The organism is Methylobacterium sp. M6A4_1b (genome assembly GCF_053345175.1).
Window position 1 is genome coordinate 1 of the sequence record NZ_JBKEZQ010000061.1, and the last position, 6,577, is coordinate 6,577.

The 6,577-nt window shown below is 70.8% G+C and carries 4 protein-coding genes; 3 read left to right on the forward strand and 1 reads right to left on the reverse strand.

Going from position 1 to position 6,577, the window contains the following annotated elements:
• From ACLBWX_RS22810 to parE, 3 genes are all read left to right on the forward strand, one after another.
• Window positions 1-1,145 (forward strand): topoisomerase C-terminal repeat-containing protein (locus ACLBWX_RS22810; protein ID WP_447679203.1); only part of this gene is annotated, 1,145 nt, incomplete at its 5' end.
• Between the two features lie 136 nt (window positions 1,146-1,281).
• Complete coding sequence (locus tag ACLBWX_RS22815) at window positions 1,282-3,303, forward strand: PhoX family protein (RefSeq protein ID WP_447679204.1); 2,022 nt, start codon at window positions 1,282-1,284, stop codon at window positions 3,301-3,303.
• Window positions 3,304-3,592: 289 nt separating this feature from the next.
• Complete coding sequence (parE, locus tag ACLBWX_RS22820; RefSeq protein WP_447679205.1) at window positions 3,593-5,653, forward strand: DNA topoisomerase IV subunit B; 2,061 nt, start codon at window positions 3,593-3,595, stop codon at window positions 5,651-5,653.
• A 159-nt stretch (window positions 5,654-5,812) separates the two neighbouring features.
• Here parE and ACLBWX_RS22825 read toward each other — a convergent pair.
• Window positions 5,813-6,577: outer membrane protein (locus ACLBWX_RS22825; protein WP_447679135.1), on the reverse strand; the 765-nt coding region annotated here is incomplete at its 5' end.

The window sequence follows — 6,577 nt, forward strand, 5'->3', positions numbered from 1 at the left end:
ACGCCGAGATCGACTGGCGCGAGGTGCTGCGCGACTTCTGGCGCGACTTCTCCACCGCGATCGCCGGCACCAAGGAGCTGCGCGTCGCGGAGGTGCTCGACGCCCTCAACGACCTGCTCGGCGCCCACATCTTCCCCGAGAAGGCGGACGGCTCGAACCCGCGCACCTGCCCGACCTGCGGCTCCGGCCAGCTCTCCCTGAAGCTCGGCAAGTTCGGCGCCTTCGTGGGCTGCTCGAACTATCCGGAGTGCAAGTACACCCGCCAGCTCGCCGCCTCGGGCGTCGAGGGCGACGGCGAAGGCGCGTCCGAGAACGGCGGCCAGCCCGGCACGCGGGTGCTGGGCAACGACCCCGTCTCGGGCCTGCCCGTGACGGTGCGCGACGGGCGCTTCGGCCCCTTCGTGCAGCTCGGCGAGGCCTCCACCGAGAAGGAGGCGCCCAAGCCCAAGCGCTCCTCGATCCCGAAGGACACCAGCCCGTCCTCGGTCGACCTGGAGATGGCCCTGAAGCTGCTCTCCCTGCCGCGCGAGGTCGCGCGGCACCCCGAGACGGGCGAGCCGATCCTGGCCAATCTCGGCCGCTTCGGACCCTACGTGCAGCACGGCAAGATGTACGCGAATCTCGGCCGCGACGACGACGTGCTGGAGATCGGCGCCAACCGGGCCATCGACCTCATCGTCGCCAAGGAGCAGGGCGGCGGCCGGCGCGGGCCGGCGGCCGATCCGGGCCGGCCGCTGGGCGAGCACCCCGAGACGGGCAAGCCCATCGTGGTGAAGTCGGGCAAGTACGGCCCCTACGTGACCGACGGCACCACCAACGCCACGCTGCCCAAGACCATGGCCGCCGAGGCGGTCGACCTGCCCCAGGCGCTGGAGCTGATCGCCGCCCGCGAGGCCGCGGGCGGAGGCAAGAAGAAGGCTCCGGCCAGGAAGGCGGCTGCCAAGAAGCCCGCCGCGAAGAAGGCTCCGGCCAAGAAGGCTTCGGAGAAGAAGGCTCCGGAGAAGAAGGCTCCGGCCGAGGCGGCGGCGGAAGCCGATGAACGGGTCGCCGGGTCGGCGGCCAAGGCGGGCGCGGCCAAGAAGCCGGCGAAACGCCCCGCCGCGGTCGCCGCCGACACGCCCGCGGCGACCCGCAAGAAGGCCTGAGCGCCGCGGCGGCCGCTTCCCAGCCCGCGGCCGCCGAGGGTTCCCGGCGAACCTGTCCGGTCGCGGGGCCGTCACACCGGTGCCATGCGGGCCGGCTAGCGAAAGGGTTTGCCACCCGCCTTCACGGACCCGACGCATGACCGAACCGACGCGAACCCGCTCGCAGGCCGCGGAGGCCGCGGAGGATCGCGGGTCGAACGGCAGCGCCAACCCGACCTTCGGCGACATCGTCGCGGCGCGCTTCGACCGGCGCGACCTCCTGCGCGGGCTGCTCGGCGTCGGCGCCATCGCGGCGGTGGTGACGCCCCGCGCCCTCGCCGCCGGGACGGCGCAGGCCGCCGAAGGCCCCCAAGCTTCCGAAGGCCCCCAAGCCCCCGAAGGCCCTCAAGCCCCCGACACCCGCTTCCCCTTCGCCGAGATCGAGGCCGGATCGGACGCGCACCATCACGTCGCCGCCGGGCACGACGCCGGGATCCTGATCCGCTGGGGCGATCCGGTGCTGCCCGGCGCGCCGGCCTTCGACCCGCGCAACCAGACGGCGGCCGCGCAGGCCCAGCAATTCGGCTACAACAACGACTTCGTCGGCTACTTCCCCATGCCGGGGGCGGCCGACCCGGCTGCGCACGGCCTGCTCGTGGTCAACCACGAATACACCAACGAGGAGCTGATGTTCCCCGGCCTCGGCCGCCAGGACGTCAAGGCGGTCGCCTTCAAGGGCATGACCCGGGAACGCGTCGACATCGAGATGGCGGCCCATGGCGGCTCGGTCATCGAGATCCGACGGCAGGACGGCAGGTGGGCGGTGGTGCCGGATTCGCGCTACGCCCGCCGCCTCACGGCCGGGACGCCGATGGTCCTGACCGGCCCGGCCGCCGGCACCGACCGGGTGCGGACCGCCGCCGATCCCAGCGGCCGGGCGGTCCTCGGGACGATCAACAACTGCGCCGGCGGCACGACCCCCTGGGGGACGTGGCTCACCTGCGAGGAGAACATCAACTACTACTTCACCGGGGCCCTGGCCGAGGGCTCGCCGGAGGCCGCCAACCACAAGCGCTTCAACCTGCCGGCCGGCGCCTATGCCTGGGGCCGCTTCCACGAGCGCTTCGACGTCGGAAAGGAGCCCAACGAGCCCAACCGCTTCGGCTGGGTGGTGGAGATCGACCCGTTCGACCCGACCGCGACTCCGAAGAAGCGCACGGCGCTGGGGCGCTTCAAGCACGAGGGCGCGGCGGGCATCGTCGCGAGGCAAGGCCAGTACGTGATCTACCAGGGCGACGACGAGCGCTTCGACTACGTCTACAAGTTCGTCACCACGGGCCGGGCCGACAGCGGCGACCGCGACCTCCTGGATTCCGGAACCCTGCACGTGGCCCGCTTCGACGCCGACGGGCGCGGGACCTGGATGCCGCTGGTGTTCGGCCAGGGGCCGCTCACGCCCGAGAACGGCTTCCACGGCCAGGCCGACGTGGTGATCGGCGCCCGGCTCGCCGCCGACCGCCTCGGGGCCACCAAGATGGACCGGCCCGAGGACGTCGAGGCCAATCCGAAGACCGGCAAGGTCTACGTGATGCTGACCAACAACGGGAAGCGCAAGGCCGACCAGGTCGATGCCGCCAACCCGCGCGCCGACAACCGCTTTGGCCACATCGTCGAACTCACCCCCGACGACGGCGACCACGCCGCCACCGGCTTCACCTGGGAGATCCTGGTCCGCTGCGGCGATCCGAGCGTCGCGGCGGTGGGCGCCACCTTCTCGTCGGCCACCACGGCGAACGGCTGGTTCGGCATGCCGGACAATTGCGCGGTCGACGGCATGGGCCGGCTCTGGGTCGCCACGGACGGCAACGCGCCCTCGCGCACCGGCCGCAACGACGGCATCTGGGCGGTGGAGACGGAAGGGCCGGGCCGCGGCACCGGCAAGCACTTCTTCCGCGTGCCCCACGGCGCCGAGATGTGCGGGCCCTATTTCACGCCGGACGACACCACCTTCTTCGTGGCCGTCCAGCATCCCGGCGAGGCCGACGAGGAGGACCCGAAGGCGGTGCCCGCCACCTTCGAGGCGCCCGCCACGCGCTGGCCCGACTTCGACCCGGCGATGCCGCCCCGCCCCGCCGTGCTGACGATCACCCGCCGCGGCGGCGGCCGCGTCGGGACCTGAGGCGGGACGCGACAGGGGCGCGGATGGGGCGCAGATGGGGCGCGCGTTCCGCGACGATCCACCGATCACGCCACCGTCAGGCCTTCTTAACCACATCCATACCATGTCATGGGGTGGTACGCCCTGTGCGGCGGGGGCTTCCGGCCCCTGCCCGACCGGGCGGGAACCCCTTTCTGTTTCCGGTTTGTTCCGGTATGGTGAGAGGATGAAGGCGAATGCTGCACGGTCTCCCTCTGCGATCCGGCCCGCGAAGCCCGCGGCCTCACCATCACCCGCGCGAGGCGCTCCGGTGAGCGACCCCGCACGCGATCTCTTCGCCGGCGGCAAGGCACCCGCGCCGAAGGCTGCCGAGCGCCGCAAGCTCGAGGCCGCCGTGGCGCCACTCGCGCCGCCGTCGCCGCCCCTCTCGGCGGAGGCCGGCTACGACGCCTCCACCATCGAGGTGCTGGAGGGGTTGGAGCCGGTGCGGCGTCGCCCCGGCATGTATATCGGCGGCACCGACGAGCGCGCCCTGCACCACCTCTTCGCCGAGGTGATCGACAATTCCATGGACGAGGCCGTGGCGGGCCATGCCAGCTTCATCGAGGTGGAGCTGGAGGAGAGCGGCCACCTCGTCGTCACCGACAACGGCCGCGGCATCCCCGTCGACCCGCACCCGAAATACCCCACCAAGTCGGCGCTGGAGGTCATCATGACCATCCTGCACGCGGGCGGTAAGTTCGACTCCAAGGTCTACGAGACTTCGGGCGGCCTGCACGGCGTCGGCATCTCGGTGGTCAACGCCCTCTCGGACGAACTCGAGGTCGAGGTCGCCCGCAGCCAGACCCTCTACCGCCAGACCTTTTCGCGCGGCCACGTGCAGGGGCCGCTGGAGACCGTGGGCCGGGTGCAGAACCGGCGCGGCACCCGCGTGCGCTTCCACCCCGATGCCGAGATCTTCGGGGCGCTGAAGTTCGACCCCCGCCGCCTGTTCAAGATGGCGCGCTCCAAGGCCTACCTGTTCGGCGGGGTCGAGATCCGCTGGCGCTGCGCGCCCGCCCTGCTCGAAGGCCTGGACGACGTGCCGGCCGAGACCGTGCACCGCTTCCCCGGCGGCCTGCGCGACTATCTCGCCCGCGACCTCGAGGGCAAGGAGCTCGTCACCGACGCGATCTTCTCGGGCAAGATCACCAAGCCCGGCGGGCACGGCTCGCTCGAATGGGCCGTCGCCTGGATGGTGACCGACGACGGCGTCTCGGCCTCCTACTGCAACACCATCCCGACGGCCGAGGGCGGCACCCACGAGAGCGGCCTGCGCGTCGCCCTGCTGCGGGCGCTGCGCGAGCATGCCGAGCGGGTGAACCAGGCCAAGCGCATGACGGCCGTGACCACCGACGACGTCATGGCGACCTGCGCCTCGATGCTCTCGGTGTTCATCCGCGAGCCCGAGTTCCAGGGCCAGACCAAGGACAAGCTCGCCACCGTCGAGGCCTCGCGCATCGTCGAGACCGCGATCCGCGACGCCTTCGACCATTGGCTCGCCGCCTCCCCGGGCCAGGCCAACAAGCTCCTCGACTGGGTGATCGACCGGGCCGAGGAGCGCCTGCGCCGGCGCCAGGAGAAGGAGGTCGCGCGCAAGTCCGCCACCCGCAAGCTGCGCCTGCCGGGCAAGCTCGCCGACTGCTCCAAGGCGGGCATGGCCGGCTCGGAGATCTTCATCGTCGAGGGCGATTCGGCCGGCGGCTCGGCCAAGCAGGCGCGCGACCGCGCCACCCAGGCGATCCTGCCCTTACGCGGCAAGATCCTCAACGTCGCCTCGGCGAGCCGGGACAAGCTCGGCGCCAACCAGCTGATCTCGGACCTGACCCAGGCGCTCGGCTGCGGCACCGGCGCGGGCTACCGCTCGGAGGACCTTCGCTACGAGAAGGTGATCATCATGACGGACGCCGACGTCGACGGCGCCCACATCGCCTCGCTGCTGATCACGTTCTTCTACCGGCAGATGCCCAAGCTCATCGACCGCGGGCACCTCTACCTGGCGATCCCGCCGCTCTACCGGATCAGCCAGGGCGCCAAGACGGCCTATGCCCGCGACGACGACCACAAGGCGCAGCTGATCCGGACGGTCTTCAAGAACGGCAAGGTCGAGATCGGCCGCTTCAAGGGCCTCGGCGAGATGATGCCGGCGCAGCTGAAGGAGACCACCATGGACCCCAAGAAGCGCACGCTCCTGCGGGTCGAGGTGCTGGACGAGGCCCGCGACTCCACCGGGGACGCGGTCGAGCGGCTGATGGGCAACAAGCCCGAGGCCCGCTTCACCTTCATCTCCGAGCGCGCCGCCTTCGCCGACGGGGCCGAGCTCGACATCTGAGAACGCGATCGCCCGCGCCTCCGGCATTCCGGTGGCGCGGGCGATCGACGGGCGCTCGGACAGGGCCCCAGACGCGCGAAAGCCCGGCCGCGAGGCCGGGCTTTCCCGTTGGCCCGAGCCCGCGCGACCGGATCGGTCGCGCGGGCGGCCGTTCGGATCCTAGTAGGAGCCGAACTTGTAGTTCAGGCCGGCGCGGACGACGGCGAACTCGGTGCCGCTGTTGCGGTTGGTGAAGCCGGGCTGACGGTAGAGAACGTTGTTGGTGTCGTAAGCGTAGACGCCAGCGTTGCGGTTGTTGTTCTCGAGGTTCACGTACAGGCCTTCGACCTTGAGCGTGACGGCCGAGGACTTGAAGAAGTTCAGGAACGAGTCGGTCGGCAGGGCGTACTCGATACCGCCGCCAGCGGCCCAGCCAGTGCGGAAGTCGTCGTTGCCGCGGAAGCCGCCGAAGGAGCGCTCATTGCTGCCAGCGCCGTAGGCGAAGCCACCGGTGCCGTACACGAGGGTGCGGTCGAAGGCATAGCCAAGGCGGCCGCGCACGGTGCCGAAGTAGTCGAGGCTGGCGGTGCCGCGCGGATCGACGAAGGTGACGCCAGGGGTGGCTGCAAAGGTGCCGGGACCGACGAGAGCGTTGTTCCGGCTACGGCCGAAATCGACGTACTGAGCGTCGGCCTCAACACCGATCACGACACCCGAGCCCGGGGTGAACTGATAGTTGTAGCCGATCTGGCCACCACCCGTGAAACCCTCGTTCGAGTTGTTGGAGTAGACGATCTGAGCGCCTGCGATGCTCGGCTGCACAAGGTTCGGAAAGACATTGTTGTAGACGTTGGTCTGGCGATTCGAGGCGTCGAAGCCGTAGCCGGCGTTGAAACCAGCGTAGAAGCCGGTCCAGGTGAACACCGGCACCGGCACGAACACCGG

Coding starts and splice junctions, on each gene's coding strand:
- ACLBWX_RS22815 (WP_447679204.1), top strand. CDS start 1,282: ATGACCGAACCGACGCGAACCCGCTCGCAGGCCGCGGAGGCCGCGGAG.